Origin of the sequence: Myxococcus xanthus (genome assembly GCF_013116825.1) — a bacterium.
GTDB classification, from domain to species: Bacteria; Myxococcota; Myxococcia; order Myxococcales; family Myxococcaceae; genus Myxococcus; species Myxococcus xanthus_B.
Genome location: NZ_JABFNS010000040.1, coordinates 19907 through 45912, shown reverse-complemented (window position 1 = coordinate 45912; position 26006 = coordinate 19907). Strand labels below are relative to the sequence as shown.

22 protein-coding genes are annotated in these 26006 nt (G+C 69.5%); 18 read left to right on the top strand and 4 right to left on the bottom strand.

All coding sequences use genetic code 11. The features are described from left to right. The first annotated feature begins 69 nt into the window (after positions 1-69). A complete protein-coding gene (locus HNV26_RS14055; protein WP_140861866.1) occupies positions 70-537 on the top strand; it encodes a nuclear transport factor 2 family protein in 468 nt (155 codons plus the stop codon). A 13-nt stretch (positions 538-550) separates the two neighbouring features. Here the strand turns inward: HNV26_RS14055 and HNV26_RS14050 are convergent, their stop codons facing one another. Continuing rightward, a complete protein-coding gene (locus HNV26_RS14050; RefSeq protein WP_171442527.1) occupies positions 551-1522 on the bottom strand; it encodes a homoserine kinase in 972 nt (323 codons plus the stop codon). Between the two features lie 136 nt (positions 1523-1658). Between HNV26_RS14050 and HNV26_RS14045 the strand changes: the two genes are divergently transcribed. Then, positions 1659-3239, top strand: a complete 1581-nt coding sequence (locus HNV26_RS14045) for a tetratricopeptide repeat protein (RefSeq protein WP_171442528.1) — start codon at positions 1659-1661, stop codon at positions 3237-3239. Here the strand turns inward: HNV26_RS14045 and HNV26_RS14040 are convergent. The 3 genes from HNV26_RS14040 to HNV26_RS14030 are packed head-to-tail and all read right to left on the bottom strand — an operon-like array spanning position 3231 to position 7226. Next, positions 3231-3731, bottom strand: coding sequence for a hypothetical protein (locus HNV26_RS14040; RefSeq protein WP_171442529.1), 501 nt, complete (start codon positions 3729-3731; stop codon positions 3231-3233). The genes HNV26_RS14045 and HNV26_RS14040 overlap by 9 nt on opposite strands. A gap of 8 nt (positions 3732-3739) precedes the next feature. Beyond that, positions 3740-5071: a cyclic nucleotide-binding domain-containing protein gene (locus HNV26_RS14035; protein WP_171442530.1), complete on the bottom strand. Its 1332-nt coding sequence runs from the start codon at positions 5069-5071 to the stop codon at positions 3740-3742. A 40-nt stretch (positions 5072-5111) separates the two neighbouring features. After that, on the bottom strand, positions 5112-7226 hold the full coding sequence (locus HNV26_RS14030) for an FHA domain-containing protein (protein ID WP_171442531.1): 2115 nt from the start codon (positions 7224-7226) through the stop codon (positions 5112-5114). A gap of 177 nt (positions 7227-7403) precedes the next feature. On the opposite strand from HNV26_RS14030, the gene HNV26_RS14025 reads away from it, so the two are divergent. The 16 genes from HNV26_RS14025 to pilM all read left to right on the top strand — a co-directional run bounded on the left by HNV26_RS14025 (position 7404) and on the right by pilM (position 26005). Next, a complete protein-coding gene (locus HNV26_RS14025) occupies positions 7404-8885 on the top strand; it encodes a TldD/PmbA family protein (RefSeq protein ID WP_171442532.1) in 1482 nt (493 codons plus the stop codon). 15 nt (positions 8886-8900) lie between these two features. Continuing rightward, positions 8901-10247 (top strand): TldD/PmbA family protein, encoded by a 1347-nt coding sequence (locus tag HNV26_RS14020; protein ID WP_171442533.1) that lies wholly within the window; start codon positions 8901-8903, stop codon positions 10245-10247. Between the two features lie 95 nt (positions 10248-10342). Further along, the gene (locus tag HNV26_RS14015; RefSeq protein ID WP_171442534.1) at positions 10343-11350 is read left to right on the top strand and encodes a ParB/RepB/Spo0J family partition protein; all 1008 of its coding nucleotides are present in this window, start codon (positions 10343-10345) and stop codon (positions 11348-11350) included. 32 nt (positions 11351-11382) lie between these two features. Then, entirely contained in the window at positions 11383-12789 is a 1407-nt protein-coding gene (locus tag HNV26_RS14010; RefSeq protein WP_171442535.1) for a sigma-54-dependent transcriptional regulator, read from the top strand. A 193-nt stretch (positions 12790-12982) separates the two neighbouring features. Then, the gene (gene gspC, locus HNV26_RS14005; protein ID WP_171442536.1) at positions 12983-13897 is read left to right on the top strand and encodes a type II secretion system protein GspC; all 915 of its coding nucleotides are present in this window, start codon (positions 12983-12985) and stop codon (positions 13895-13897) included. Positions 13898-13922: 25 nt separating this feature from the next. Next, positions 13923-16511, top strand: coding sequence for a type II secretion system secretin GspD (gene gspD, locus HNV26_RS14000; RefSeq protein ID WP_171442537.1), 2589 nt, complete (start codon positions 13923-13925; stop codon positions 16509-16511). A gap of 5 nt (positions 16512-16516) precedes the next feature. Then, positions 16517-18334, top strand: a complete 1818-nt coding sequence (gene gspE, locus HNV26_RS13995; RefSeq protein WP_171442538.1) for a type II secretion system ATPase GspE — start codon at positions 16517-16519, stop codon at positions 18332-18334. Between the two features lie 40 nt (positions 18335-18374). After that, entirely contained in the window at positions 18375-19631 is a 1257-nt protein-coding gene (gene gspF, locus HNV26_RS13990) for a type II secretion system inner membrane protein GspF (protein WP_171442539.1), read from the top strand. Positions 19632-19642: 11 nt separating this feature from the next. Then, positions 19643-19798 carry a hypothetical protein gene (locus HNV26_RS13985; protein WP_162295072.1) on the top strand — a complete coding sequence of 52 codons (156 nt, stop codon included), beginning with the start codon at positions 19643-19645 and terminating at the stop codon, positions 19796-19798. A 61-nt stretch (positions 19799-19859) separates the two neighbouring features. Then, a complete protein-coding gene (gene gspG / locus HNV26_RS13980) occupies positions 19860-20285 on the top strand; it encodes a type II secretion system major pseudopilin GspG (protein WP_090489382.1) in 426 nt (141 codons plus the stop codon). Positions 20286-20325: 40 nt separating this feature from the next. After that, positions 20326-20775 (top strand): type II secretion system protein GspG, encoded by a 450-nt coding sequence (locus HNV26_RS13975; protein ID WP_171442540.1) that lies wholly within the window; start codon positions 20326-20328, stop codon positions 20773-20775. Further along, positions 20772-21494, top strand: coding sequence for a prepilin-type N-terminal cleavage/methylation domain-containing protein (locus HNV26_RS13970; RefSeq protein ID WP_171442541.1), 723 nt, complete (start codon positions 20772-20774; stop codon positions 21492-21494). Before HNV26_RS13975 ends, HNV26_RS13970 begins: the two co-directional genes overlap by 4 nt. After that, entirely contained in the window at positions 21491-22360 is an 870-nt protein-coding gene (locus HNV26_RS13965; RefSeq protein ID WP_171442542.1) for a type IV pilus modification PilV family protein, read from the top strand. Before HNV26_RS13970 ends, HNV26_RS13965 begins: the two co-directional genes overlap by 4 nt. Continuing rightward, positions 22360-23031, top strand: coding sequence for a type II secretion system protein GspJ (locus HNV26_RS13960; RefSeq protein WP_090489931.1), 672 nt, complete (start codon positions 22360-22362; stop codon positions 23029-23031). The genes HNV26_RS13965 and HNV26_RS13960 overlap by 1 nt, the downstream gene beginning before the upstream one ends. A gap of 3 nt (positions 23032-23034) precedes the next feature. Continuing rightward, the gene (locus HNV26_RS13955; RefSeq protein ID WP_140861850.1) at positions 23035-24402 is read left to right on the top strand and encodes a type II secretion system minor pseudopilin; all 1368 of its coding nucleotides are present in this window, start codon (positions 23035-23037) and stop codon (positions 24400-24402) included. A 1-nt stretch (position 24403) separates the two neighbouring features. Next, positions 24404-26005, top strand: a complete 1602-nt coding sequence (pilM, locus tag HNV26_RS13950; protein WP_171442543.1) for a pilus assembly protein PilM — start codon at positions 24404-24406, stop codon at positions 26003-26005. The last annotated feature ends 1 nt before the right edge of the window (position 26006 follow it).

Sequence of the window (26006 nt, the reverse complement as noted above, 5' to 3'; positions counted from 1 at the left end):
GTCTTCCCGCCCCCGGCGGGGCCTGGGAATGGGTTGACTTCCGTTGGGTTGTCCCAATAAGGCCCCGCCATGCTCAAACGCTTCCTCGCCTTCAGCGTCCTGTCCCTGCTGGTCGCCTGCGCCCCGAAGCGCATCCCTGGCACGGACATCGTCGACAACTCCGACACGCGCGCCATTCTCGCGGTCATGGAGGAGTACCGCACCGCGCTGGAGGCCCGGGACGCCCAGGCCATCCAGAAGCTCGTCTCGCCTTCGTTCCAGGACGACGGCGGCACGCCGAACGACCCCAGCGACGACCTGACGGCGCAGACCCTGGTGCCCTACCTGGAGCGGGTGTTCCCCCGCATCCAGGGCCCTCGCATCGAGCTGAACATCCGCCGCATCCAGGTGGGTGACGGCGTGGCCGCCGCCATCTACTACTGGAACGCCTCCTGGCGGATGCCGTCGCTCCACTCGCGCCCGATGAAGGAGTCCGAGCTGGAGCAGATGGTGCTGCGCAAGGAAGACGGCACCTGGAAGATCCTCACCGGCATCTGACGCCGCCGGGCCCTCACAGGCCCAGCAGCGCGGCGAAGCCCTCGGGCCCCATGGCATTCAACGCCCGGGCCCGGTTGAGGTAGGTGCGGTAGTCCTTGCGCACCAGCTTGTCCGCCGGCAGCGGGGACAGGTGGTAGTCGCGGATGCGGCTCGCCGTGAAGCGCACCGCCCCGTAGAGCGCATGGCCGAAGAGGTTCGTGCGCTCCACGGCGGACAGCGGCCGGATGTCCACGTAGCCGCGAATGAAGGCCCGGCACAGCTCCGGCAGGTACTGCCCGCCGTCGAAGCACCAGGCATTGAGGGTGATGGCCACGTCCAGGCCGTAGTCCTCCCGGCACGCCATCTCGAAGTCGAAGAAGGCGCCCACGCGGTCCCCCAGCCACTTCACGTTGTCCATGAAGAGGTCCGCGTGGATGACGCCGCGAGGCTCCAGCCCCTGCCGCGCCATGCGCGCCGTCTCCATGTCGCGTTGCAGCTCACGCGCCACGGCCGCCAGCTCCGCGTCCGGGTGCGCCGCCAGCGCCTCCAGCCAGCCGCTCACCGTCTCCGGTCCGTAGGGGTTCTCCCGCGAGCCGGTGAAGGACTGCGTGTCGCGGTGCAGCTTGCCCAGCTCCGCGCCCAGCTGCTCCAGGTGGTCGGCGGTGAGGGCCGGGTGGCGCAGCTCCTCGCCCGGCAGCCAGCGGAAGACACTGACGCGGCCGCCCTCCAGCTCCAGGAAGGTCGCGCCGTCACGCGTCGTCAGCTGCACGGGCCCGGGGAAGTGGTACGCGGCCAGGTGCGCGAGCAGCTCGGATTCGAAGCGCAAATCGTCCGCGGAGCGCACCGTGGTGTGGCGCACGAAGTAGCGCCCGCTCTGCGTCTCCACGCGGTGGTTGGTGTTGATGGAGCCCTGGGGAATGGGCGTCACGTCAAGCACAGCCCCGAGCCCGAATGCCTCCGCGACCCGCTCGAATGCCTCGCGGGGTAGCGCCGTGTGTACCGCCATACCTCTGACCTCCCACGTCCGTGTTCACGCCGCCGCCCCCCGTTGACAGTCGAGGGGACCGTTCCTATCTGAGCGCGGCTTCTATACCCGGCACAACGGCCGGCGCACATCCAACTCCAGCGCGGGGGACAGGTCCATGGGCACCGAAGGGCGCAAGGACTGGCAGCGGCGCGAAAGCCTCACCAGCGCGCTGGTTCAGGTGGGCGTGGTGGCGGTGCTGCTCGCGGGCGCGGTGGTCTTCTTCGTCCACCGAGGCACCGTCCGCAAGCAGACGGAGGAACACCTGCGCGCGGCCCGCACGGCCGCCATGCGTGGCAACCCCGCTGACCTCGCCCGCGCGATGGCGGAGCTGGACGCCCTGTTCCAGCTCGACGCCGAGGCCCGTGACGCCCAGGCCCTGGCCGCCGACATCCAGACGATGCTGTGGCTGGAGCACCGGCAGCCCGGCGCGGACGCCAAGGCCCGCGAGCACCTCTCCCGCGCCGCGCAGTTGGAGTCACAGTCCGGCGAGCGCTACGGCGCCCACGCCCTGCATCTGCTGGCCGCGGGCAAGTCCGCCGAGGCGGAGCAATACCTGGCCGGGCTCGAGTCCCGCGGCGCCAACAACGCCCGGCTGACGCTGGCCCGGGCCCTGGCGCTCCAGGCGCGCGGCGACCTTCCCGGCGCCAGACAGGCCTTCGCTCGCGCGGCGGAGGCATCCTGGCGAGACCCGCGCTTCACCACCGCGTATGGCGAGGCCCTGATGGATGAAGGCCAGTACCCGCAGGCGGTGGAGGCCTTCGCCAAGGCCACCAGCGTCAACCCGGACCACTTGCTGGCCCGCGTGTCCACCGCGCTGGCCCACGCCTACCAGGGCCGCAAGATGGAAGAAGCGCAGCAGGTGCTCTCCAGCGTGGAGGCCCGGGGCGCGGAGCTGACGCCCGGACTGAAGGCCCGCGCGGGCGCGCTGAAGGCGGAGCTGGCGCTGGCCCGCGGCGCACCCGACGAGGCCCTCTCCGCCGCGGACGAAGCGCTGAAGGCCGTCCCCGATGAACACTACGCCCTCTTCGCCCGGGCCCGGGCCCTCGCGGTCAAGCGTGACGTCCGGGCGCGCGCGGCCTTCGAGGCGGCCGTGGCCCGGCGCCGCAACGCCCCCCTGCTCTACCTGGACGGCGCGCGGGCGCTGCAGACCGCCGGTGACACCGACGGCGCGGTGGCCCTGCTGGACGCGTACGAGGCCACCTTCGGCCCGGTGCAAACCACCACCCCGGACGGCAAGAAGGCCGGCCTCTTGGAGAAGGACAGCCGCTACTGGCTGGCGCGCGGCGGCGTGATGGAGGCCGCCTCCCGTCAGGACGATGCCCTGGCCGCCTACGACAAGGCCCTGGCGGCGCGCGGCGTGGACCTGGCCCGGGCGCAGTACGCCAAGGGCGCGCTGCTGCTGGCGCGCAAGGACTACGAGGGCGCCCGCCCGCTGCTGGCCGCCGTGGCACCCGACAGCGGCGCGGGCACGATGGCGGAGGCCTACACCGCCATGGGGGACCTGCTCTTCGCGCAGGGCGAGCACGCCGCCGGCTGCCAGCACTACTTCTTCGGCCTCGCGCGAGCCCGGGCACAGGGCGCCCCCCGCGAGGCGCTGGCGGAGCGCGTGGAGGACATCCGCAAGCGGCTGGTGTCCGCCGGCCAGGCCAGCATGGCCAAGGCCTGGAAGGCGGAGTCGAGCTCGCTCCTAGAGTAGGTCGGTGGGGCTGATGGACTCCGGGCGGGCGCGCACCACGCGCCACTCGCCGTCCTCTTCCTTCTCGAAGGCGCCTTCGATGAGGTAGGCGTTCAGCACGCTGTCGGCGGCCAGGTGCTCCACCTTCTCCGCCTGGGAGCGGCCGAAGATGAAGCGCGCCTGGAACTCCCCTTCCGAGGGCGACACCTCGCGCACCTCCAGGTTCGTCACGAAGACGCGCACCCACTGGCCACGCAGTACCTGCGCGGTGAGGATGCCGCGCACGTCCTTCTTCGACCAGCCCCCCTGCCCGTTGGAGCGGAAGCGCTCGGAGACGTGCTCCATCACCCCGCCCACGTCCTTCGCCTCCGCGGCGCGCGTCATCACCACCACCTGACGGCGGATGGCCTCCTCCACGGTGAGCTGCTGCCGCGGCCAGAAGTACAGCACCGCGCCGGCCGCCAGCAGCGCCAGCACACCGCCCACCACCTGGGAGCGCGTCACGTTCACCATGGCCCCTCTCACGCCGCCTCGGGCTCGAGCACCAGTTCGTCCGCGTCGATGATTTCCGCGGGCCTCAGCGCCTCGCCAATCTGCTTCAGCCGGCGGTCCGACAGCTGCTCCAGGTACGTGCGGATGTCCGGAACGGCCGTCACCAGTTCGTGGAAGGCCGCGCGATCCAGGAAGGCCGCCGCCGTCTTGCGCGCCGCCGCCACCGTCGCCGTCGCGCGCAGCCCCGTCAACAGGGAGATTTCGCCCGCGACCTCGCCCTCGCGCAGCATGCCCAGCGTCACCACGCCGCCCGCCGGGTCCTCCTTCTGCACCACCAGCTCACCGGCCAGCACCAGGAACAACCCCGGCGAGTGCTCGCCCTCCACCAGCACCTTCTCCCGAGCCTGGAGTGCCCGGAAGGCGAAGCGCCGCAGCAGCGCGCCCCGCTCCGACTCCGGCATCGTCTGGAACATGGGCGAGGTGGCCATCAGGTTGCGCGCCATGCGCTGCTGCGCGAAGTCCGCCAACACCTGCGGCACCGCGGGGTGGCTCTTGGCGACCGCGTTGAGGTGCTCGCGGCGAATCTCGAAGACTTCCGTGTCCGACACCGCGGACACCGTCGCCGTGGGCGGAGCGCCCGTCAGCAGCGCGATTTCACCGAAGATGGAGCCGCCGCCGAGGAAGCCCAGCGTGCGCGCCTCGCCCTCCATCTGCCGCGTCACCTCCGCCTTGCCGGCGACCAGGACGTAGAGGGAGTCGGCGGGCTCGCCCTCGCGGCTCACCGCCTCCTCCGGCTTCACGCGGCGCCACGCCATCAGCCGCACCAGGTCCACGAAGGCATCCCGGTCCAGCTCCGCGAACAGCGGCAACGGCGGACGGCTGTTGGGGTCCGCGGCGCCGCCCGGGTCCGTCGCGGCCAGCACTTCGATGGCGCGGCTGGACAACTCCTCGCCCTGCAGCCCCATCAGGTCCGTCTCCACCTTGCCGTCGTAGAGGGTTTCGGGCGGCAGCGGCGGGGGCACCACCGCGCGGCCCGGCGCGTTGCGCACCGCGCGCGAGTGCACGCGAAACAGCGTCTCCTTCAGGCGCCGCTCGTTGGGCGCCAGGTCCAGCGCCAGCTTGCACGCGGCCATGGCGGACAACAGGTAGTCCCGGCGCAGCAGGCCCTCCGCGCAGGCGTGGTAGGCGGTGACGGCGCGCTCACGCTCGCCCAGCTCCGCCAGGCAGCGCGCGGCCAACATCCGAGAGCGGTGGTCCGCGGGGACGCGGCGGACCGCCTCGGCGAACACGGCCAGGGCTCGCTCGAACTGGCGCTCCTCGATGAGGTCCATCCCGAGCTCACGCAGCGACGACTCGTTCATCCCTTTTCTCCCCGGCAAATCATGGTCGGCCCGCCGCCACTCACGGCTGGAGCTCGCTCAGATACATCTCCGCCTTGCGCTTGACGTCGGAGCCTTCCGAGGCCGTCTCGATGACGACCTTGAACATCTCCGCCGCGGCCTTCGGATCCCTGTCCCGCTGGATGTAGGCCCGGAGGAAGAGCTCCTCCGCCTTCTTCTGCAGGTTCTCCAGTCCTTCACGCGCCCGCCCGTCACCCGGGTTGAGCCGCAGCGCCTCGCGGAAGTGCGAGCCCGCCGCGCCCAGGTCGCCCTTCTTCAGCGCGCTCTGCCCCGCCGCCAGCGATGACGACGCGAGCTGTTCGTCGATGGTGTTCCCCAGCGAGCCCCGGAAGCCAATCTGGCGGTACAGCTCCGCCGCGCGCCGCAGGGGCTTCGCCGCCGCCTCCAGCGAGTTGGCGTCCAGCTTCTTCTGCCCGTCCTCCAGCGCGCGCCGGAACTGGGGAATCAGGCGCTTGAGGGCCAGGGCCCGGTCCTTCACGTCCTTGTCTGCCCGGTGTTTGTCCATCACCCGGTCGCACTCCAGGACGGCGCGCTGGTAGTCCCCCCCGTTGAAGCGGCGCTCCACGTCGGTGAAGGCCTCGGCGATGAACTCCTTGCGCTTCTCCTTGGCCACCTCCGCCGCGCGGGCGTTCGCGTTGCGGGTGCGGCGCGACGCATCCTGGGCCTCCTTCGCCAGCTCGGCCTCCAGGTCCGTCAGCTTCACCTCGTAGGCCGGCCGGTTCAGCGGGGGCAGCTGCGCGATGAGCGGGCGAATCGTCTCCGGGTCGCGCGAGGCGAAGGACTCCTCCACCTGCTGAAGCCGCCAGGCGATGTCCTTCTCCTCCAGCTCCGTCGCCAGCTTGCGGCGGATGTCATCCGTCTTCGCCGTGCCCTGCGGCGTCGCCTCCAGCTTCGCGCGCGCCTCATCGAACTGCTTCTCCTCGATGAGGGTGCGGACGGCATCAAGGGAGGTCATCACCTCCAGCTGCGTGCGCGCCCCCCGGGCAAGGTTGTCCGCGTCGATGCCCGGCACCAGCTTCTCCGCCTCGGCGACGAGGCGGACGGCGTTGGCGAAGTCATCCGCGCGCACGGACTCGCGCGCCTGCTGCATCAACACCTTCGCCTTCTCCACCTTCGGGTCCGGCGGAGGCGGAGGCGGCGGTCCGGACGGAATCAGCATCAGCCCGATGACCAGCACCACCACCAACGCGCCGCCGCCGCCGATGAGCGCCTTCTGCTTGCCCGTCAGTCCACCGCTGTTCGAACGCGTCGGCGTGCTGCGGATGGGCGGACGGGACCGGGGGACGGCCACCGCGCCCTTGGCGCGGGAGTTCTCCTTGAATGATTCAGGCAGCTTGTAGTTGGCGTTGGTGGCTTCGTTGAAGCGCGGGTCGTTCGGATCCACCTCGCTGCCACGCGCGGCGGCCTGGTTCTTCCGATTCTCCTCCGCCTCGCGGGCGGCCGCCTCGCGCTCGCGCTTCTCCGCGGCCTCGCGGGCCTCCGCCTGGGCGCGCAGCTCCTTGATCTGCTCCGACTCGTCCACGAAGCGCAGGCGCGTCTTGCCCATGGAGATTTCGTCTCCATGCTTCAGCAGACACTCGTCCACGCGCTGGTCATTGACCTGGGTGCCACTGACGCTGCCCAGGTCCCGCATCACCACGCCGGCCTGGCCGTACACCAGCTCCAGGTGCCGGCGGGACACGGACTGGTCCTCCAGCACGAAGTCGCAGTCCTTGTTGCGGCCCACCACCATCCGCACGCTCTGGAAGCGCTTCTTGCGGCCCTTGTCCGGGCCGTCCAGCACATGCATCTGCACGGGCGGTCCGGCGCGCGTGGCGTCCGCGTTGTCGTCTTCGTCCTCGTCGCGGGAGCGCCGCGCCTCCTCCACGGACTCGATGGAGGCCACCCGCGTCTCACCCGTGCGGGAGCGGCCCGGTGACTCCTCACCATAGAGGTCCGGGTTGGGCGGCCCATCGTCTGGGTAGCCGTCCTCGCCGGATGCGGGAGCGGCGAAGTCCTCGTCCTCGGACGCGAGGCGGCGCCGGGAGGGGGACTTCATGGAGTCTGGGTCCTCGCCCGCAGAACCACCGGAACGGCCGGCGCCAGCACGGGAGGAGGGAGGAGGACGAGGAGGCATGGGGTGGGTTCCAGTCTCGGAGCGCCAAGCATCTTAGAGCGCCGTCTCCATGGTGGGAATGCGGACAGGCCGCGGATCAGGGAAAGAACAGGGGCCCTTGAGCGTTGCTCCCGGCGGCGCCCCCTCCTATGTAGGCTGTCACATACCCCATCGTCTTCACTGCGGGAGTCCTGAAATATGCCCCGAGCGTCTGCGCCCTCGAAGCGCGCCCCCTCCTTGAAGCTGGCCCCACCGGTGGCCCGGCGGCCCACGCCCGTCGCCCTGCTGCCCCAGCCGCTGGTCGAGCGCCTGCTCGCCGTGGCCATGGAGCGTGGGGGCGACTTCGCGGAGGTGTACGTCGAGCGCACGCTCACCACGGCGGTGCGGCTGGAAGAATCCCGCATCAAGAGCGCGCAGACGGGCCTGGTCCAGGGCGTGGGCGTGCGCGTCATCTCCGGCGGCAAGGTGGGCTACGCCTTCTCCGACGACTGGGATGAGGCCGCGCTGCTGCGCGCGGCCTCCACGGCGGCCATGATTGCCCAGGGCGGCGGCGCCGAGCGCAGCTTCCCCGTGCGCCGCGCCGCGGTCCCCAGCCACTATCACGTCAGCCCCCCGCTGATGGACGTGGAGGTGTCGCTGAAGACGGGCCTGCTCATGCGCGCCGACAAGGCCGCCCGCGCCTTCGACGCGCGGGTGAAGCAGGTCAACGGCGGCTACGTGGACCAGACCCGGCGCATCGCCGTGGCCAACACCCACGGGCGCTACACCGAGGACACCCAGGACCTGTGCCGGATTTCGGTGATGGTGGTGGCCCAGGGCAAGGGCGGCGAGCGGCGCACCGGCATGTACGGCGGCGGCGGACGCGTGCCCTTCAGCCACTGGGACACCTTCTCCCCGGAGGACGTGGCCCGGGAAGCGGCGCGACAGGCGGTGGCCACGCTGGGCGCGGTGGACTGCGTGGCCGGCCCGCAGACGGTGGTGCTGGCGCCGGGCTGGAGCGGCATCCTCCTGCACGAGGCGGTGGGCCACGGCCTGGAGGCGGACTTCATCCGCAAGGGCACGTCGCTGTTCGCCGGGAAGCTGGGGGAGAAGGTGGCGTCCGACCTGGTCACCATCATCGACGACGGCACCGTGTCCAGCGGGCGCGGCTCCATCAACATCGACGACGAGGGCAACCCCGGCGAGCGCAAGGTCCTCATCGAGAACGGCGTCCTTAAAGGCTACCTCTACGACAGCCTGAACGCGCAGCTCATGGGCCAGCGCAGCACCGGCAGCGGGCGGCGTGAGTCCTTCAAGCACCTGCCCATGCCCCGCATGACGAACACCTTCCTGGCCCCGGGCGACCACGCCCCCGAGGACATCCTCAAGGAGGTGAAGCGCGGCCTGTACTGCGCCACCTTCGGCGGTGGGCAGGTGGACATCACCAACGGCAACTTCGTCTTCGAGGTCAGCGAGGCCTATCAAATCGAGGACGGCAAGCTGGGCCGTCCCGTGAAGAACGCGACGCTCATCGGCGTGGGGCCGGAGGCGCTGAAGAACGTGTCACGCGTGGGCTGCGACCCCATGCCGGACCCGGGCATGGGCGTATGCGGGAAGAATGGCCAGTCCATGCCCGTGGGCGTGGGGCTGCCCACCGTGCGCATCGACAACATCACCGTTGGCGGAACCAAGGTCGCCTGAGAGAGAGCACCAACCATGGACTACCAGCAGCTCGCGAAGAGAATCGTCCAGCGCGCCAGGCGCAAGGGTGCTCGCCAGGCGGAGGCCTTCCTGGAGGTGGGCCGCCAGAGCAGCGTGCGCGTGCACCAGGGACAGATTGAAGACCTCACCCAGTCCACCAGCAAGGGCGTGGGCGTGCGCGTGGTGCTCAAGGACCGCCTGGGCTTCGCCTATACGTCCGACTTCGAGCCCTCCGCCGTGGACCACATCGTGGACCAGGCCCTGAAGCTGGCCGAGTTCTCCGCCCCCAGCAAGCTCAACGGCCTGCCCTCCGGCAAGGACCTGGGCCGCTTCGGGGACACCGGCCTGCTCTTCGACACGAAGGTGGCCGAGCTCCCTGGAGACTGGAAGATCAAGACGGCGCTGGAGGTGGAGAAGGCGGCCCGGGCGGAGGACTCGCGCATCATCGCCTTCAACGGCGTGGGCGCCGGGGACTACGTGTCCGAGGTGTACATGGCCTCCACCGAGGGCGTGACGGGCGCGTACTCCGGCACCTACGTGTACCTGTACGCGGCGCCGGTGGCCTCCGACGGCACCGGGCTCCAGACGGGTTACTGGATGGACTACCGCCGCTTCCTGGATGACCTGGACGGGCCGGAGTCCATCGGCCGGGAGGCCTCGCGCCGCGCGGTGCGGATGTTGGGCGCGAAGCGGGTGAAGACGCAGCAGGTGCCCGTGTTGTTCGACCCGCAGGTGGCCGCGTCCTTCGTGTCGGACGTGGCGGGCGCGGCGGACGGCAACGCCGTGTACCAGAAGGCCAGCCTCCTGGCCCCGCTGCTGGGCAAGCGGCTGGCGGGCGCGCACGTCACGCTGGTGGATGACGGCCTCATGCCGCGCGGACTGGCCACCGCGCCCTTCGACGGCGAGGGCGTGCCCACGCGGCGCACCCCCATCATCGAGCAGGGCGTGCTCAAGTCCTTCCTCTATGACGCGTTCACCGCTCGCAAGGCGAAGGCGCGCACCACCGGCAACGCGTCCCGCAGCTACAACGGGCTGCCCTCCATTGGAACCAGCAACCTGTACCTGGAGGCGGGCACGAAGTCGCCGGAGGAGCTGCTGCGCGAGGTGGACAGCGGCTTCTATGTCACCGCCCTGCTCGGCCACGGCACCGACCCGGTGACGGGCGAGCTGTCCGCGGGCGCCAACGGCCTGTGGATTGAGAAGGGCGAGCTGACGCACCCCGTGCAGGAGGTGACGGTGGCGGGCAACCTGCTGCAGATGCTCAAGGACCTGGACGGCGTCGGCAGCGACCTCCAGTTCCGCAGCGGCGCGGTGGGCGCGCCCACTGTCCGCTTCCGGCAGCTCACCGTTTCAGGCGAGTAGCCCACCCTTCCACGTCCCCCTACCGTGCGCCGGTGGGGGGACGTGTCAGGGCCTCCTCGTAGAACGCTTCAAGCAGCACGAGGAGGGTGCAGCCCATGGCAGCGAAGTCCGCACGCAAGTCCCCCGCCGCGAAGAAGGCGGCCACGCCGCGCAAGCCCCGCCGCAAGAAGGCGGCGCCGAAGTCCCGGGGCCTCTCCCCCGCGGAGGTGGCCAGCGACTCGGTGGAGTACCCCACGGAGCTGCTGGAGGCGGTGCGCGAGGACGGCGGCGAGGTACTCGGCGTGTACCGCGACCCGCTGGGCGGGCACCCGGTGGTGTTCTCCGTGCTGCCCATCGACAAGGTGGAGCCCACGCCCTATCAGCGCGACATCTCCGAGCCCCACGTGAAGCGGCTGGCCAGCGCCATGGAGCGGCTGGATCGCTTCCTGGACCCCGTCATCGCCGTGCGCAAGGACGGCCGGTACTGGACGCCCAACGGCAACCACCGCCTCAACGCCAGCCGGCTTCTGGGCGCCAAGGCCATTGTCGCCCTGGTGCTGCCCGAAGAGGACGTGGCCTACCAGATCCTGGCCCTCAACACGGAGAAGGCCCACAACCTCAAGGAGCGCTCGCTGGAGGTCATCCGCATGTACCGCGGGCTGGTGGGCGCGGAGCGCAAGGGGCCGGAGACGGCCTTCGCCCACCTCTTCGAGGAGCCCGCCTTCATCACCCTGGGCGCCGCCTACGAGCAGCGCCCCCGCTTCTCCGCGGGCGCCTACCACCCCTTCGTGAAGGTGGTGGAGGACTTCCTCGACACGCCCCTGGAGGACGCCCTGCCCCTGCGCGAGGCCCGAGCCCGGCGGCTGCTGGAGCTGGACGACGCCGTGGTGTCCGTGGTGGACGCCCTCAAGGAGCGGGGCCTCCAGAGCCCGTACCTCAAGAACTTCGTCGTCGCCCGCATCAACTTCCTGCGCTTCCGCAAGGACGGCGGGAAGCCGGACTTCGACGCCACCGTGGACCGGATGCTGGCCAGCGCCCGGAAGTTCAACGTCGACAAGGTGCGGCGCGAGGACATTGGCCGGATGGGCGGCGGGCCGCTGGAGCCGGACGAGGAATCCGCTTGAGGGAACACGATTTGCAGGAGGCTGCGCCCAACATGACATCCCCCACGGTCCTGGTCGTCGACGACGACCGCGCGAACCTCGACTCGGTCATCCGCATCTTCCAGCGTGAGGGCATGGCCACGCTGGCCGCCGCCAACGGCACGGAGGCGCTGGAGCTGCTGCGCCGGCCGGAGGTCGCCGCCATGGTGACCGACCTGATGATGCCCAACATGGACGGCCAGGAGCTGCTGCGCGCCGCGCGCGCCATCCGCCCGGACGTGGAAGTGGTGTTGATGACGGCCTACGGCACGGTGGAGACGGCCGTGGCGGCCATGAAGGACGGCGCCTACGACTTCATCACCAAGCCCCTCAAGCGCCATGCGCTGGTGAAGGCCATCCAGAAGGCGCTGGAGAAGCGAGCGCTGGTGGCGGAGAACCAGTCGCTCAAGGCGAAGCTGGCGGAGATGAACGCGGCGGGCGGGCGCTCCATGGTGGGCCAGTCCCCCGCCTTCCGCGCCATGCTGGACACCATCCGCCAGGCGGCGCCCTCCACCGCCACGGTGCTGCTGCTGGGTGAGTCCGGCACGGGCAAGGAGCTGGCCGCGCGCTCCGTGCACGAGTTCTCCCAGCGGGTCCGTGGGCCCTTCGTCGCCGTCAACTGCGGCGCGCTGCCGGAGAACATCCTGGAGGCGGAGCTCTTCGGCGTGGAGCGCGGCGCCTTCACCGGCGCGGTGGCCCGGCGAGAGGGCCGCTTCGAGCGCGCCCACGGTGGCACCCTCTTCCTGGACGAAGTCGGCGAGATGCCGCTGCCCGCCCAGGTGAAGCTGCTCCGCGCGCTGGCCGAGGGCGAAATCGAGCGGCTGGGTGGCACGCAGACGGTGCGGGTGGACGTGCGCCTCGTCGCCGCCACCAACAAGGACCTGCAGAAGGAAGTGGCCGAAGGCCGCTTCCGCGAGGACCTCTACTACCGGCTCAACGTGGTGGAGATTCGCGTGCCCGCGCTCGCCTCGCGCCGCGAGGACATTCCCCTGCTGGCGGACGCCTTCCTACGCCGCTTCGCCGCCAAGAATGGCAAGGTGCTGCGCGGCTTCTCGCAGGAGGCGATGGGCGTGCTGGAGAACTACGCCTGGCCCGGCAACGTGCGCGAGCTGGAGCACGCGGTGGAGCGCGCGGTGGTGCTGGCGCGCGGCGAGGTGCTGGAGGCCAGTGACCTGCCTGAATCCGTGCGCAAGGGCCCGCTGGGCTCAGCCGGACAGCTCGTCATTCCCATCGGGACGCCCATGGAGGAAATCGAGCGCCGGGTGATCCACGAGACGCTCCGTCACACCCGCGGAGACAAGACGCTGGCCGCACGGCTGCTGGGCATCGCCGCGCGGACCATCTACCGGAAGCTGGAGCGCGAGCAGTCCACCGGGGACAGCCCCACCGCCGCTCCTCCCGGCCCCGACACCGACGACTGACAGGGCGTCACACGGCCCCCCGCCTGCTTTTGACAATTTGTCTGGCGGGGTTTCGGAAGGCCCGTCACGCGTCAGGGGCGCCTGCTATTCCGGAATAATTCCAAGTGGTTGGCCGTAGGTCCTGTCTTGCCCGCCTGGCCCGCGATGGCACCTGGCTTGCTCAATGAGGGCCCGGCTTTCTCCCGGAAGCGTGATGGAACTCTTCTTTCGAAAATACTTTTGGACGGTGAACCTGGTGTTCATCCTGCTCGTCGGGTTGCTGGCGGCGAGCACGGTGAACCTGTTCGTCGAGTCCGCCATCTCCCCGGTTCCCACCGGGGGGTCGTCCGCCCGCGCGCCTTCCCAGCCGCGCCGCACCGAGACGGCGATGGCGATGCTCGACCTGGACCGTCTGTCACGGCTGACGGGCATCAAGCTCCCCGAACCCGAGCCCGAGGTTCAGGAGCCCGGCGGCGCTTCGGCGGAGGTGGACCCCAACGCCGCGCCCGTGAAGAGCGGCCTGCGGGTCAAGCTGCTCGGCACGCTGGTGGCGAGCAACCCCGACTGGTCCTTCGCCTCCATCCAGGACATGACGACGCAGCGTTCGCAGACCTACATGGTGGGCAACTCCCTGCAGGGAGCCACCGTGGAGAACATCGAGCGCGAGCGCGTCATCATCATCAACGGCGGCCGCCGCGAGTACATCGACGGCAATCCGGGTGACGGCGCCTTCGTGCCGCCCTCGCCCCCGGTGGCCCAGGCCAACACCGCTCCGCCCAGCGACGGCAGCGGCATCCGCGCCACCAGCGAGAACGAGTACGAAGTCCCTCGCGCGGAAATCGACAAGACGCTCAACAACCTCAACAACGTCGCCATGCAGGCGCGCATCGTGCCCGCGTTCAAGGACGGTCAGGCGGTGGGCTTCAAGCTCTTCTCCATCCGTCCGGACTCCATCTACTCCAAGATTGGCGTCCAGAATGGCGACGTCATCCGTCGCATCAACGGATTCGACCTCAACAGCCCGGAAAAAGCGCTGGAGGTCTATTCGAAGATGAAAGACGCAGCCCGCATCGAGATCGAGATCGAGCGCAACGGTGCGCCGATCCGCAAGTCGTACAACGTCCGTTAATCATCTCCGCAGCGCCCGCTCCTCCATGAAGACGCTCCCGTCCTGGATGCTCTGCCTGTGCCTCGCGCTCGCCGTTCCCGCGCAGGCCCAGCGCCGCTCACCGCCCTCTGGTTCCGCCGGAGAGCGGACGATTTCCCCGCAAGGCCCTGGCGCTACCAGCGCTGGCGACGCCAACGCGGGTCCCCGCCGCACGCCGACGTGCGAGGAGGCCCGCCGCAATGCCCGTTACGGCATCTACTTCGACAAGGTGGAGATCGAGAAGCTGGTCCAGACGGTCGCGGACGCCACCTGCCGCACCTTCATCCTGCCGGAGAACGTGCGCGGGAAGATCTCCATCATCGGCCCGGAGAATGGCCGGGTGGAGGTCAACGCGGACGCCTTCTACTCCGCCTTCCTCGCCTCGCTCGACGCCAACGGGCTCGCCGTCTACCAGTACGGCCGGTTCATGAAGATCGTCGACAAGCGCTCGGCGAAGCAGAACCCCATCCCGACCATCGTCGAGGACGGTGAGCCGTACACCACCAACGAGCAGATGGTGACCAAGCTGGTCCGCGTGCAGAACGTGGAAGTGGAGCCGCTGCGCGGCGTGCTCCAGCAGCTGGTGTCCAAGGACGGCGACACGATTCCGTATCCGCCCGACACCATCATCATCAACGACGTGGGCTCCAACATCCACCGTCTGGAGCGCATCATCCACCAGTTGGACACGCGCGCCGCCAGCGACGAGATGCGCATCATCCAGGTGCAGTACGCCTCCGCGCAGGACGTGGCCAACACGGTGCAGCGCCTCTTCGAGGCCAAGGGCGCCCGCCCCGGCCAGCCCGCCGCCGGCCGCGGTGTGCCCCCCGCCTCGGCGCAGGCCACGCCCCAGGCCGGCCAGGGCCAGGAGGGCGCCACCGGCGGTCCGGTGACGCTGTCGCAGATCATCCCAGACGAGCGCACCAACAAGCTCATCATCGTCGCCAGCCCCGCGGCCTTCGAGCGCATCCAGGACATCGTCGGGCAGATTGACATCCCCACCAGCGGCGGCGGACGCATCAACGTCTACTACCTGGAGAACGCCAACGCGGAGGAGCTGGCCAGCACGCTCCAGTCGCTGGCCCAGGGCACCGGAAACGCGCCCCGCGGCCGCACCCCGGTGCCGGCCCGTCCGCCCGGCGCCCCTGGCGGCCCCTCCACGACGCAGGCGGCGGAGCTGTTCAGCGGCGAGGTGAAGATTTCGGCCGACAAGGGCAGCAACTCGCTGGTCATCGTCGCCAGCTCGGCGGACTACAAGAACATCGTCCAGGTCATCCAGCAGCTCGACAAGCCGCGCCGCCAGGTGTTCGTGGAGGCCGTCATCATGGAGGTCAACCTGGACCGCAACGCGCGGCTCGGCATGAACCTCCACAGTGGCTTCAGCTTGAGCACGTCGAACGGCGATCAAGTGCCCGGCCTCATCGGCACCAACACCTCCGGCAACGGCCTGCCGCCGTCCCTGTCGCTCACCAGCCTGGCGTCCTACGGCGGCTTCCTCGCCGGCATCCAGGGCCCCGTCATCCCCGCGCTGGAGAAGCTGGGCATCCCGGCCTTTGGCGTGGTGCTGCACGCCATGCAGCAGAGCTCGGATGTGAACGTGCTCTCCACGCCGCACATCCTCACCAGCGACAACGAGGAGGCGGAAATCACGGTGGGCCAGAACGTGCCCTTCCAGTCCGGCTTCAACCCGACCTCGCTGGGCTCGCTCGGGGGCGGCGCCGGCGGCGTCGCGGGAGGATTGGGCGGCGGCCTGCTGGGCGGCCTGGGTGGCCTGGGTTCGCTCTACGCCCCCATCACCCGTCAGAACGTGGAGTTGAAGCTGACGGTGAAGCCGCAGATCAACGAGAGCGACTACATCCGCCTGGTCATCAACCAGCAGACGGAGGAGATCGCCTCCACCGACCCGGTGCTCGGCCCCACCACGTCCCGCCGCAGCGCGAAGACGACGGTCATCGCGCGGGACCAGGAGACGCTGGTGATTGGCGGCATCATGCAGGACCGCACGCTGGAGAGCGTGTCCAAGGTGCCGCTGCTGGGTGACATCCCGCTGCTGGGCCACCTGTTCCGCGACACCACGCGCCGCAAGACGAAGACGAACCTGCTCCTCTTCCTGACGCCCTACATCATCCGGGGGCCCGAGGACTTCCGCGTCATCTTCGAGCGCAAGATGAAGGAGCGGCAGCAGTTCGTGGAGCAGTTCTACGGCCAGGTGCCCGGCTACGACGTGGCGGTGGACTTCAGCCGCAAGCCCGGTCCGCTGTCGCGCATGGGCCAGAAGGTGACGCAGGAGGAGCAGCGCGCGGAGAACGGCGGCCCGGGCCTGTCCGGCGAGCGCGTCATCACCCCGGCCCCTCCCCCGGCCAGCAGCCCGGGAGCCGTGCCCTCCACGCAGCGGCAGGCGCCCGCCGCCCCGGAGGATGAAGGTGGACCGGCGGTGCGGGAAGGCATGCCGCCTCCGGATGGTTCGGAAGAACCAGTGCCCGCGCCCGTCCCGCAGAACTTCGAGCAGCCCCCGCCCGAGGCCATCCAGGTCCCCGAGCCAGGAGACGCCGAACGCCTGCGCATCCAGCACATCGAGCCGGGGCCGAGGGAGTAGACGCCATGAACCTGACCGCCGACCCCGCCCTCACCAGCGCCGCCACCGGAGGCGCGGTTTCCCCGCGCAACGACGCCACGCAGCTCGTGGCGCACGGACAGGCCTACCTGTGTGGCCGCCCGCTGGGGGAGATCCTGCGCGCCATCGTCCCCTCGCTCACCGAGGAGAAGCTCCAGGAGGCGCTCGCCATCCAGGACGAGAAGGGTCAGCGCATTGGCGAGGCCCTCGTGGGGATGAAGGCGGTCTCCGAGGAGGACGTGGCCAAGGCCCTGGGGCACCAGCTGGACCTGCCCTACCTGGCGCGCATCTTCGCCGAAGAGGTGGACGCGGAGCTCGTCAAGCGCATCCCCATCAACTTCGCCAAGCAGTCGCGCATCCTCCCGCTGTCCCTGGAGGGTGACACGGTCGCGGTGGCGGTGGCGGACCCGCTGGACACCGCCGCGCTGGACCACGTGCGCGTGCTGCTGGGCCAGAGCGTCAGCCAGCGCATCGCGCTGGGCTCCACCATCACCGACGCCATCAACAGCGTCTACGACCGCTCCGTCAACGAGACGGAACAGCTCGTGGACGAGATGGAAACGCAGGACCTGGACGCCATCGCCCACGAGCTGGACGAGCCCAAGGACCTGCTCGACGAGGACGACGAGGCGCCCGTCATCCGGCTGGTGAACTCCGTGCTGTTCCGCGCCGCCAAGGAGCGCGCCAGCGATATCCACATCGAGCCGATGGAGCGCGAGCTGCTGGTGCGCTTCCGCGTGGACGGTGTGTTGCAGGAGGTCATCAAGCCGCCCAAGCGCTACCAGAACGCCATCGTCAGCCGCGTGAAGGTCATGGGGCAGCTCAACATCGCGGAGAAGCGCCTGCCGCAGGACGGCCGCATCCGCATCAAGCTGGCCGGCCGCGACATCGACATCCGTCTGTCCACCATCCCCACGTCCTTCGGCGAGCGCATCGTCATGCGTCTGCTGGACAAGACGGCGACGCTGCTGGACCTGGCGGAAATCGGCATGAGCCAGAAGACGCTCGAGTCGATGGAAGCCGTCATCAAGCGCTCGCACGGCATCATCCTGGTGACGGGCCCCACGGGCTCCGGCAAGACGACGACGCTCTACGGCGCCCTGTCGAAAATCAACACGCCCGACCTCAACATCCTCACCGTCGAGGACCCGGTCGAATACCAGCTCAAGGGCATTGGCCAGATGGCCATCAGCCCGAAGATTGGGCTGACCTTCGCCCAGGGGCTGCGCTCCTTCCTCCGCCAGGACCCGGACGTCATCATGGTCGGCGAGATTCGCGACAAGGAGACGGCGGAGATCGCCATCCAGGCCTCGCTGACGGGCCACCTGGTGCTGTCCACCGTCCACACCAACGACGCCGCCGGCGCCGTGACGCGTCTGGTGGACATGGGCGTGGAGCCCTTCCTCGTGGCGTCCTCGCTCACCGGCATCCTGGCCCAGCGACTGGTGCGCCGCGTGTGCCCGGACTGCCGCGTGCCCTACGAGCCCACCGACGCGGAGCTCAAGGAGCTGGGCCACACGGTGGCCTCCTTCAAGCAGCGCTACGGCGTGGACCGCATCTACAAGGCCGCCGGTTGCCCCTCCTGCAACCGCAACGGCTACCGCGGGCGAACCGGCATCTACGAGTTCCTCCCCGTGGATGACGACGTGCGCCAGCTCGTGCTGAAGAACGTGGATGCCTCCACCATCAAGCGGTCCGCCACGTCCAAGGGCATGACGACGCTGCTGGATGACGGCGCGCGGAAGATTGCCCTGGGCGAGACGACCATCGCCGAGGTGCTCAGCATCACCCAGGAGGACATGTAGCCGACAGCTCCTCCCTGGGAGGGGCCGGGGTTCCTGAACCATGCCGGTCTTCGAGTACAGAGGTCTCAATTCCGCGGGCAAGCAGATCAAGGGCCTGCTCGAGGCGGACTCCCCCAAGACGCTGCGGTCCAAGCTGCGCGCCGACGGCATCTTCCTCACGGATGTGCTGGCCCAGGCCGAAGGCAGCCGCGCCGCCGTGGCCAAGGGCACCAACGCGGCGCTGGTGGCGCGCGACATCGACCTGCGCAAGCTGGGCCGGGGCCGCGTCAACACCGACGACGTGGCCATCTTCACCCGGCAGCTCTCCACGCTGCTGGGGGCGGGCGTCACGCTGGTGGAGTCGCTCAGCGCGCTGGTGGACCAGGTGGAGAAGGAGCGCTTCAAGCGCGCCCTCTCCGACATCAAGCAGCGCGTCAATGAAGGCTCGTCCCTGGCGGAAGCCATGGGGCAGCACCCGAAAATCTTCCCCAGCATCTACGTGAACATGGTGCGCGCGGGTGAGGCCTCCGGCGCGCTGGACGCGGTGCTCACGCGCCTGGCGGACTTCACGGAGAACCAGGCCCGGCTGCAGCAGAAGATTCTCAGCACCATGCTCTACCCCGCCATCATGATGGTGGTGGGCGGCGGCATCCTCGTGGCCCTCATGGTCTTCGTGGTGCCGAAGGTGACGAAGATCTTCCAGACGATGAAGGCCACGCTGCCCCTGAGCACGCGCTTCCTCATCGCCTCCAGCAACTTCTTCCAGAGCTGGTGGTTCGTCATCCTGCCGGCCATGGTGCTGCTCGGCGTGCTCTTCATGCGCTGGACGAAGAGCCCCTCGGGAAAGCCCAAGTGGGACCGCTTCACGCTCAAGGCCCCCGTGGTGGGCAACCTGGTGCGCCTGCTGTCCATCTCCCGCTTCGCCCGCACGCTGTCCACGCTGCTCAAGAGCGGCGTCCCGCTGCTGGCGGCCATGGACATCGTCAAGGCCATCATGACCAACACCGTGCTGGCGGAGGTCGTCGAGAAGGCCCGCGACTCCATCCGCGAGGGCGAAAGCATCGCCAACCCGCTGAAGCGCTCCGGGGAATTCCCTCCGCTGGTGTACCACATGGTCGCCATCGGTGAGCGCTCCGGCCAGTTGGAGGAGATGCTCACCAGCGTGGCGGACAACTACGAAACGCAGGTGAACGTGCGCATCAGCGCCCTCACCTCGCTGCTGGAGCCCCTCCTCATCGTGGTGATGGGCGCGGTGATTGCATTCGTCGCGCTCTCCATCCTGATGCCGATTCTGCAGGTGAACTCGGCCATCCGGTGAGGTGTGGCGGAATGATGAACGACATGGCGGACCGTTGGATTCAACGCGTCACCCTGGCGGCGATGGTCGCCATGGCGGCGGCGCTGCTGACCGTGGGGGCCCGGCTGTACGGTCCCCAGCAACCGCGCCCGCCCGCCGGGGCGGCGGACAGCGTCCGGACGCCCTGACAAGAAGACACGACGACACGAGGGTGGCCTGCCAGAAAGTCACCCGGGATGGAGAGCACACATGCGCCAGAGCCAGAAGCAGCAGAGGAAGCAGCGCCGCAACCGCGGCATGACGCTCATCGAAATCATGGTGGTCATCACCATCCTCGGTCTCATCGCCGCGGCGGTGGGCGTGGCCGTCATCCCGCAGTTGGAGGCCGCGCGCAGGGATCGCGCCGCGCTGGACATCAAGAACATCCAGGGCGCGATGAAGCTCTACTACACGAAGAAGGGGAAGTACCCGGACACGGCCTCCGGCCTGCAAGCGCTGGTGGAGGCGCAGGCGCTCGAGCAGATGCCCAAGGACCCCTGGAACAACGACTACGTCTACATCAACGAGGGCGGCAAGCCGGTCATCATCTCCTATGGCGCGGACGGCGCATCGGGCGGCGAGGGCAACGACGCGGATATCTCCTCCGCGGACGCGGCGGCCTCCGCCAAGAAGTGACGAACAAGTCGCGCGCGACACACGTTGACAGGGCTTGGGCATGAAAGAGCACGACGCCATTCCATCCCCGACGCCCTCGCACGAGGGGCGGGACCGCCGTCTGAGCCTGGGGCGGCTCCTCCTCGCGTTCATCTTCGTGGCCGCCACGGGGCTTGCCTTCACGCTGGTCTATGTGACGGAGGACCGGACGCTGGACGCCAACCAGCGCCGGGCGCGCACGGACATCCGCCAGTTGGAGGGCATGTTCAAGTCCCACCACCGGCTGATGGGCCGCTTCCCCTCCCAGGCAGAGGGCTTCACGCCGCTCATCCAGGCCCGGCTCCTGGACCGCGTGCCGGAGGACCCCTGGGGCCACCCGTACATGTACTGGATGAACGGCTCCACGGGCGCCGTCGTCTCCTATGGCGCGGATGGCAAGCCGGGCGGCACGGGGCCTGACGCGGACCTGAGCAGCGGCGGTGTGCTGGCCGCCGGTTGGGCGGAGCCATGACGAAGCGGAGCCGCCGCGCCCAGCGCGGCCTGACGCTCATCGAAATCTCCATCGCCATCATCATCGTCGCGATGCTCTTCTCCGCGGCGGTGATGGGCATCGGCTCCATCACCGGCGCCAAGGCCAAGGGCAGCGCGGGCGAGCTGGCGGGCCTCATCCGCTCGCTCTACGACTCGGCGGCGCTGCGCGGGCAGACGTGCCGGCTGGTCTTCGAGATTCCCGACCCCAAGAGCGAGCAGGCCACGCGCTATCACGCCGAATGCGCGGAGGGCGCCGTCACCACCGCGAGAGACCGCGACGAGACGCTGCGCGCGGAGAACAGCGAACGCGAGCGCGCCGCGCGCAACCGGGGCAGCGGCAGCGGCCGTGACGAGCGGCGCAACTACCTGTCCGGCGGCAGCGGGACGAACGCCCCCAGCGCGCAGGAGCTGCTGGAGGGAGAGAAGCTGCGCGTGGAGAACGCGGCCCGCTTCTCCTCCTACACCTCCGAGGAGGTCCCCGCGCGTGAGCTGCCGGCGGACGTCAAGGTCTCCGTGTGGACGCGCAACCAGCGTCAGCCGGTGGAGAACGGCGTGGCGTACCTCTACTTCTTCCCGCAGGGCTACACGGAGAAGGCCTACGTCTACGTGCAGCAGGGAGACAACGTCTGGACGCTGGACGTGTCGCCGCTCACCGGCAAGGTGCAGATTGTCGCCGAGGCGCTGGAGGTGCCGCGATGAGGCGCGCCCAGGGTTTCACGCTGCTGGAGGTGGTGGTGGCGCTCGCCATCCTCGGGCTGGCGCTGATGGCCATCTTCGACCTCAACGCGGGCGCGGTGTCCAACCACGTCTACACCAAGCGCCTCACCGTGGCGTCGCTGCTGGCCCGGTCGAAGATGACGGACCTGGAGCAGGACCTCTACGACGACGGCTTCAGCCTGGACGACCAGGAGGAGTCCGGGGACTTCTCCGACGAAGGCTGGAACCAGTTCAAGTGGCGCGCGCGCATCATCGCGCCCAAGACGGACGGCGTGACGCCGGACCAGCTCATTGGCGCCATCTTCAACCTGCCCATTGGCGACAATGCCAACGGTGATGACCCGCTGTCCGGGCTGGCGGGCCTCTTCGGAGGCGGCGCGGGCGGCAAGGATGGCGCGTCCTCCGGCGGCCCCCAGGCCGCGGGCCTGGGCGGCATGGGCGGCGCGGCCATGGGCATGGCCCAGCCCATGTTCACGCAGATGGTGGAGCAGATCACCCAGACGGTCCGCGAGGTGCACCTCACCGTCTACTGGCAGGAAGGCACGCAGGTGGAGAGCATCGACCTGGTGACCCACGTCGTGTCGCTCGGGCCGGGCTCGGACCGCAACGGCGGCGCCGCCGCGGCCCAGGGCGGAGGCTCCGACAACCAGTGGGTGACGCAGGACGGGCGGCCCGTGGCCAACCCCATCCCCGGCCCCAACGGGGTCATGTTGGATCCGGCGACGCGCCAGCCCCTGCGCCGCATGTCCGACGCGCAGCAGGACCTGGGCGGCCGCCGGGGGAACATGGGCGGCGGCAGCCTGCTGGGCAACCCGAGGCTTCCGGGCGGCTTCCGAGGGGCTCAATGATGCGGCGTCACACGCGAGGCTTCACGCTGATGGAGGTCATGGTGGCCGTCGCCATCACCGCCCTCATGGGCACGGTGGTGGCCATGGCCTTCCAGACGGGCCTGACAGCCAAGGAGACGGTGGAGGTGGACGCGGACCGCTACCGGCAGGTCCGCGTGGCCATGAACCGCATGGCGCGTGAGATTGGCTCCGCCTACGTCAGCGACCGCTACGACTCCACCCGCTTCCGGGACCAGAACGACCGGCCCAGCAACTTCGTGGGGGAGCGCGGCAAGCTGCTGTTCACCACCTTCTCGCACCAGCGCCTCTACACGGACGTGAAGGAGTCCGACCAGGCCATCGTCGAGTACTTCGTGGAGGCGTCGGAGGACCGGGAGGCCCGCGGCCGGCAGGACCTCAAGCGCCGCGTCAACGCGAACATCGACGAGCGCATGGAGCAGGGCGGCCACGTGGACGTGCTCTTCGAAGGCGTGAAGGAGCTGGAGTTCGCCTACTGGGATTCGGAGAAGAAGGAGTGGGATGACGAGTGGGACACCCGGCGGACGGAGCGCAAGTCCATCCTGCCCACCCGGGTGCGCGTGACGCTGACGGCGGTGGACGAAACGGGCAAGGAGGCCCGTTACGTCACCCAGGCCCGAATCATGCTCAACACGGAGCTGCCGAGGTACTGAGCCATGCCCCTGCCCTTCTTCCAGCAGACGCCCCGGCGGCGACGCAAGCCCCTGCCCCGCCCGGCGCGGCGGGAGCGGCGCTCACGCGGCGTGGCGCTCATCATCGCCATTGTCTCCATCGCCCTCCTGACGGTGATTGCCACCGACTTCGCCTACAACAGCCGGGTGGACCTGCAGCTGGCGGCCAACCAGCGGGACGAAGTGCGCGCCTACTACATGGCGCGCTCGGGCATCGCGCTGTCGCGGCTGCTGCTGCGCTTCCAGAAGCAGGTGGACCAGACGCCCATCCCCAACCCGGCGGCCATCCTGGGGCAGCTGGGCATCGGCGGCACGCCGCAGGCCGGGCAGGTGCAGCCCTCCTCGCTCAACATCCAGCTCTTCAAGATGGCGCGCGTGGACTGCCACATGCTCCGCGGGCTGGTGAAGAGCGACGGCGCGGGTGGAGAGGTCTCCGCGCTGGAGCCCAAGCAGGACGACAACTTCAAGCTGGATGAAGAGGACGCGGACCCGGCGGCGCGCGAGGTCGCCTCGCAGATGACCATGCGCTCCTTCGGCGGCTTCGAAGGCTGCTTCCTGGCCACCATCAGCGACGAGGAAGAGAAGCTCAACGTGCACCGCCTCATCGCGGGCGCGGGTGACGCGCGGCCCACGGCGCTGCGGCTCATGGACATGATGGCGGACCCCCGCTTCGAGTTCCTCTGGGAGCGGGACGACGCCAACAAGGTGCGCAGCACGCCCCAGGACGTCCTCCTGGCCCTGAAGGACTGGGCGGACGACGACCGGACAGGCTCGGCGTTCAACCCGGTGGACCCGGTGAATCCGCTGCCGGGTGGGTTCTCGGATGAAGGCGCGGCCTACAGCCGTTATGAACCCGGCTATCAGCCCAAGAACGCGCGCTTCGACAGCGTGGACGAGCTCTACCGGGTCCACGGCGTCAACGACCAGTTCATGGCGGCGTTCCGGGACCGCCTCACCGTCTATCCGGACATCAACCGCCGGCCCAACATCAACACCGACGACCCGGTGATGATGGGGCTGGCCATCATGTCGGTGGCGGACCAGACGCGGCCGGACCCACGTCTGAGGGACCCGGTGTTCCTCAACGAGCTCATCGAACGCGTGCGCGCCGCGCGCATGTTCAGCTTCTTCGGGATGTCCGTGCAGGACTTCGTCGCGGTGGTGGAAGCCGCGGGCATCCTGGTCGACCCGGCCGTGAAGTCCAACGTCGCGGGCAACCGGCTCGTGGGCGACAAGAGTCAGACCTTCACCATCAAATCTGTGGGAGAAGCGGGCAGCGTGCAGAAGACGCTGACCGCCGTCATCCGGCTCGACGACACTCTGGGCCGGCTCCTGTACTGGAGAGAGGAATAGCATGGCCCGTATCCTTGGCCTGGACCTCGGTAGCCACGCCGTGAAGGGCGTGGTGCTGGAGGCGAAGACGAAGACGCACACGACCCATGGGTTCGCCGAGGTCCGGCGCGCCCAGGAGGGCGAGCGCGCCGACACGCTGCGCGCCGCGGTGCAGGAGCTGCTGGGCCAGCTCCCGCCGGGCAACGTGGACCAGATTGTCATCGCCCTGCCCGGCCCCGCGCTCACCACGCACGCGCTGAGCCTGCCCTTCTCCGACGCCAAGCGCATCGAGGCGACGCTGCCCTTCGAGGTCGGCAGCCAGCTGCCCTTCGACATCTCCGACGTCGTCTACGACTACCAGGTCGTGGGCCTGAAGGACGGCGAAGGCAAGGAGAAGGCCAGCGACCTGCTGGTGGGCGTGGTGCGCAAGGAAGAGCTGGCGGAGCTGCTGGCGCTGCTGTCCGAGCTGAAGGTGGACCCGCGCATCGTCACGCACCCGGGCCTGACCTATCAGAACCTGTTCCAGCAGCACCCGGGCCTCTTCCAGGGCACGGGTGAAGGTGGCGCGGTGGCGGTGGTGGACATCGGCCATGAGCGCACCTCCGTGTCGGTGGGCAAGCCCGGTGAGGGCGTCCAGTTCGCGCGCACCTTCTCCGGCGGCGGCAAGGACTTGAGCAAGGCGCTGGCGACGGAGTTTCAGACGTCGCTGGCGGAGGCGCACCACTGGAAGGAGCAGCACGGCGCGGTGGCCAGCGCGGCCCAGGGCCCGGACGCGGAGCGCGCGGCGGCGGCCTTCGTGCGCGGCCTGCAGCCGATGCTGCGCGAGCTGCGCCCCACCCTCAAGGCCTTCACGGCCCGCACCCGTCAGCAGGTGGGCGCGGTGGTGCTGTGCGGCGGCACCGCGAAGCTGCCGGGCATCGCCGAGCAGCTCTCCCGGGACTTGAATCTGCCGGTGCGGGTGCTGGCGCTGCCCGCGGACGCGAAGGCGATTCCCGCGGCGGAGCAGCCCGTGGCGGCCCAGGCGTATTCGCTGTCCCTGCGCGGCAACGCGGCGGGCGTGCGCGCGCCGCGCTTCAACCTGCGCCGGGGCGAGTTCGCCTTCAAGGGCGACTTCGACTACATGAAGGACAAGCTGGGGCTCCTGGCGTCCTTCGCGGCCACGCTCATCCTGCTGCTCATCGCGTTCGGCGTGGTGCGCAACTCCGTGCTGGCGCGGCGCGAGGCGCAGGTGGACGCCGTGCTGTGTGACACCACCCAGCGAATCCTCGGCCGGTGCGAGAAGGACTACAACCGCGCGCTCAACATGCTCGCGGGCGTGGAGAGCCCGGCGGCGGCGCTGCCCCGGCTGACGGCGGTCAACCTCCTGGCGGAGGTGACGGGGCGTGTTCCGGACGACATGCCGGTGAAGTTCACCCGCATCCAGATCGACCTGAGCCGCGTCATCCTCGAGGGTGAGACGGAATCCTCGAAGCAGATCGACACGCTGTCCAACGCCATCAAGAACCACGACTGCTTCAAGGACGTCCGGCAGGGAAAGGTGGAGAAGACGCGGGACGGCAGCAAGATGTCCTTCCGCCTGGACGTGCAGGTGCAATGCCCTGGTGAGCAGGGAGGAGAGAGCTGAC

What these genes read in the sequence shown, in the direction of transcription:
- HNV26_RS14010 (WP_171442535.1), top strand. Translation starts at nt 11,383, where the DNA reads ATGACATCCCCCACGGTCCTGGTCGTCGACGACGACCGCGCGAACCTC.
- HNV26_RS13955 (WP_140861850.1), top strand. Translation starts at nt 23,035, where the DNA reads ATGCCCCTGCCCTTCTTCCAGCAGACGCCCCGGCGGCGACGCAAGCCC.
- HNV26_RS13975 (WP_171442540.1), top strand. Translation starts at nt 20,326, where the DNA reads ATGAAAGAGCACGACGCCATTCCATCCCCGACGCCCTCGCACGAGGGG.
- HNV26_RS13965 (WP_171442542.1), top strand. Translation starts at nt 21,491, where the DNA reads ATGAGGCGCGCCCAGGGTTTCACGCTGCTGGAGGTGGTGGTGGCGCTC.
- pilM (WP_171442543.1), top strand. Translation starts at nt 24,404, where the DNA reads ATGGCCCGTATCCTTGGCCTGGACCTCGGTAGCCACGCCGTGAAGGGC.
- HNV26_RS14030 (WP_171442531.1), bottom strand. Translation starts at nt 7,226, where the DNA reads ATGCCTCCTCGTCCTCCTCCCTCCTCCCGTGCTGGCGCCGGCCGTTCC.
- HNV26_RS14040 (WP_171442529.1), bottom strand. Translation starts at nt 3,731, where the DNA reads ATGGTGAACGTGACGCGCTCCCAGGTGGTGGGCGGTGTGCTGGCGCTG.
- gspC (WP_171442536.1), top strand. Translation starts at nt 12,983, where the DNA reads ATGGAACTCTTCTTTCGAAAATACTTTTGGACGGTGAACCTGGTGTTC.
- HNV26_RS14020 (WP_171442533.1), top strand. Translation starts at nt 8,901, where the DNA reads ATGGACTACCAGCAGCTCGCGAAGAGAATCGTCCAGCGCGCCAGGCGC.
- HNV26_RS13985 (WP_162295072.1), top strand. Translation starts at nt 19,643, where the DNA reads ATGATGAACGACATGGCGGACCGTTGGATTCAACGCGTCACCCTGGCG.
- HNV26_RS14025 (WP_171442532.1), top strand. Translation starts at nt 7,404, where the DNA reads ATGCCCCGAGCGTCTGCGCCCTCGAAGCGCGCCCCCTCCTTGAAGCTG.
- HNV26_RS14035 (WP_171442530.1), bottom strand. Translation starts at nt 5,071, where the DNA reads ATGAACGAGTCGTCGCTGCGTGAGCTCGGGATGGACCTCATCGAGGAG.
- HNV26_RS13970 (WP_171442541.1), top strand. Translation starts at nt 20,772, where the DNA reads ATGACGAAGCGGAGCCGCCGCGCCCAGCGCGGCCTGACGCTCATCGAA.
- gspE (WP_171442538.1), top strand. Translation starts at nt 16,517, where the DNA reads ATGAACCTGACCGCCGACCCCGCCCTCACCAGCGCCGCCACCGGAGGC.
- HNV26_RS13960 (WP_090489931.1), top strand. Translation starts at nt 22,360, where the DNA reads ATGCGGCGTCACACGCGAGGCTTCACGCTGATGGAGGTCATGGTGGCC.
- gspF (WP_171442539.1), top strand. Translation starts at nt 18,375, where the DNA reads ATGCCGGTCTTCGAGTACAGAGGTCTCAATTCCGCGGGCAAGCAGATC.
- HNV26_RS14015 (WP_171442534.1), top strand. Translation starts at nt 10,343, where the DNA reads ATGGCAGCGAAGTCCGCACGCAAGTCCCCCGCCGCGAAGAAGGCGGCC.
- HNV26_RS14055 (WP_140861866.1), top strand. Translation starts at nt 70, where the DNA reads ATGCTCAAACGCTTCCTCGCCTTCAGCGTCCTGTCCCTGCTGGTCGCC.
- HNV26_RS14045 (WP_171442528.1), top strand. Translation starts at nt 1,659, where the DNA reads ATGGGCACCGAAGGGCGCAAGGACTGGCAGCGGCGCGAAAGCCTCACC.
- gspG (WP_090489382.1), top strand. Translation starts at nt 19,860, where the DNA reads ATGCGCCAGAGCCAGAAGCAGCAGAGGAAGCAGCGCCGCAACCGCGGC.
- HNV26_RS14050 (WP_171442527.1), bottom strand. Translation starts at nt 1,522, where the DNA reads ATGGCGGTACACACGGCGCTACCCCGCGAGGCATTCGAGCGGGTCGCG.
- gspD (WP_171442537.1), top strand. Translation starts at nt 13,923, where the DNA reads ATGAAGACGCTCCCGTCCTGGATGCTCTGCCTGTGCCTCGCGCTCGCC.